The sequence below is a fragment of the Klebsiella sp. K47 genome, assembly GCF_051858335.1.
Classification (GTDB): Bacteria; Pseudomonadota; Gammaproteobacteria; order Enterobacterales; family Enterobacteriaceae; genus Klebsiella; species Klebsiella pneumoniae.
This window is the reverse complement of sequence record NZ_JBPYUI010000070.1, coordinates 1-1986: the sequence shown is the minus strand read 5'-3', so window position 1 is coordinate 1986 and position 1986 is coordinate 1. Positions and strand designations below refer to the sequence as shown.

Genomic DNA, 1986 nt, shown 5'->3' with positions numbered 1-1986 from the left:
GCCATCCCGGGGAGTTCCTGAACCTTCCCAAAAATCGTCAGATCTCTGAACGCTCCTCACCACTAAAAATACCCACACACTACGCAAAATTAAAATTTTGCAGATTTGTATTTAATATCAGTAGTTTAAGTTGGTGAAATTTCGTTTTTTAAATTTGATTTATATAGATCCGACTCTATGACGACTCGTCATAGAGTCCCCGGCGAGTCGTCATAGAGTCGGTAACGACTCAGGACTATAAAAACAATGAGTTAATAACGACCCGACTCTAGACCCGACTCCCCGTTTGGTTGTTTTTTAGACGTGGCGACTCTGGGTACGACTCTAGTGAAGAGTCGCCGGTGAATCGTGTGGTGAATCGTTCTGTGACTTGCCATAACGTGATTACCGGCCGTCGACGAACCGGATTCCTGAATGTGCTGAAAACCGGTTTTCCGGCTGCGCCGGCAACGTCTCACGGCCACGCAATAAATTGCGTCCCCGTTCACCGTTTTCGGATGAGAAGAACGCCGGAAACAGGACTTACCCTGGCTGAATGGGGTGAATTTTCGCGCTATGCACTTGCGCGCATACTCATGCATGCCGTAAAAACAGAGCCTGCGCGTTTCTGGCGGGTTTTCGGGTGGTTTGTTGCCTGTTTTACCGGTTTCCCGTCAGAAACGCCCTGAGGGCCTCTCAGGCGGTGCCGATAACGGATGTTATGGTAAATTTGAGGGGACTAGGTTTAGAGGGGGGGGAGCAAGCTTTAACGGTGGTTCTGTTATTTCTGAAAGGTTGTTGTTAATCGCAAATTTTATTTGCGTAAAACTGGCTACCACTATTACAGGGTCTTGGACTCCTTTCAAATATATTGTTGCCTTATCATTTCCATATGATTTTATTAGTAAAATATCACTTACCTGTAAAAGAATATCTTCGCTTTTTGTGGTTGTTAAGTGAAGCATGATGGTGTCTTATTGCTGATGGTTTGCTGTGTTAGGTGAGATTAATCTTATTTTTTTGTTTTTTACATATGTGAAAAACAAAATTACAGCATTGCAGTCCTCGATATCATCAGCGATATGCCCGGCTACGGCTATCGACGAGTGTGGGGCATCCTGCGTAAGCAACGTCGTACTGAGGGACTGCCGCCGGTCAATGCCAAACGGCTTTACAGGATCATGAATGAACATAACCTGCTGTTACTGCATAACAAACCAGAGCGTCCGATGCGTGAGCACAAAGGTAAAATCGCAGTTGCGGAAAGCAATATGCGCTGGTGTTCAGATGGCTTTGAGTTCGGCTGCGATAATGGTGAAAAACTGCGTGTCACGTTTGCGCTGGACTGCTGCGACCGCGAGGCCATAGACAGGGCAGCAAGCACGGAAGGCTACGACAGCTCGACCGTGCAGGATGTGATGCTGAGGTCGGTGGAAAAGCGCTTCGGCGACAGGTTGCCAGACACAGCGGTGCAGTGGCTGACGGACAACGGTTCCGCGTATACCGCGCATGAAACGCGGAGGTTCGCCAGAGAGCAGAATCTGGAGCCCTGTACAACAGCGGTGAGCAGCCCGCAGAGTAATGGCATGGCGGAACGGTTCGTGAAGACGATGAAGGAAGACTATATCGCGTTCATGCCAAAACCGGATGTGAGAACAGCCCTGCAAAGCCTTGCAGCAGCGTTCACGCATTACAATGAAAATCACCCGCACAGTGCGCTGGGATACCTCTCTCCACGAGAATGCCGACAACAGCGGGGGCATCGTTAACTTAAGATACAAAAGCTGTCCGGAGATGGCGGGTCAAGATCACCTATCAAGAGGTTGACGCTCTATGTGGTTTTAGAAATCTATGCGGCAGCGTAGCTCATCAAACGTGGTGTAGGGGGGGGGGCGTGTTAAAGGCGCTGCTGATAGCAAAAAGAAAAAGACACAACCTTAGACTGAGGATCTTCTTGAGATAATGTGTTAGTCGTCGTAATCTCTTGCTCTGTAAACGAAAAAAAAA

1 pseudogene is annotated in these 1986 nt (G+C 48.3%); it reads left to right on the top strand.

Annotated elements, in window-relative coordinates:
* Positions 1–1049: 1049 nt before the first annotated feature.
* A pseudogene (locus tag RRF55_RS27060) lies at positions 1050–1748 on the top strand (IS3 family transposase); the annotation flags it as partial.
* Positions 1749–1986: the final 238 nt, after the last annotated feature.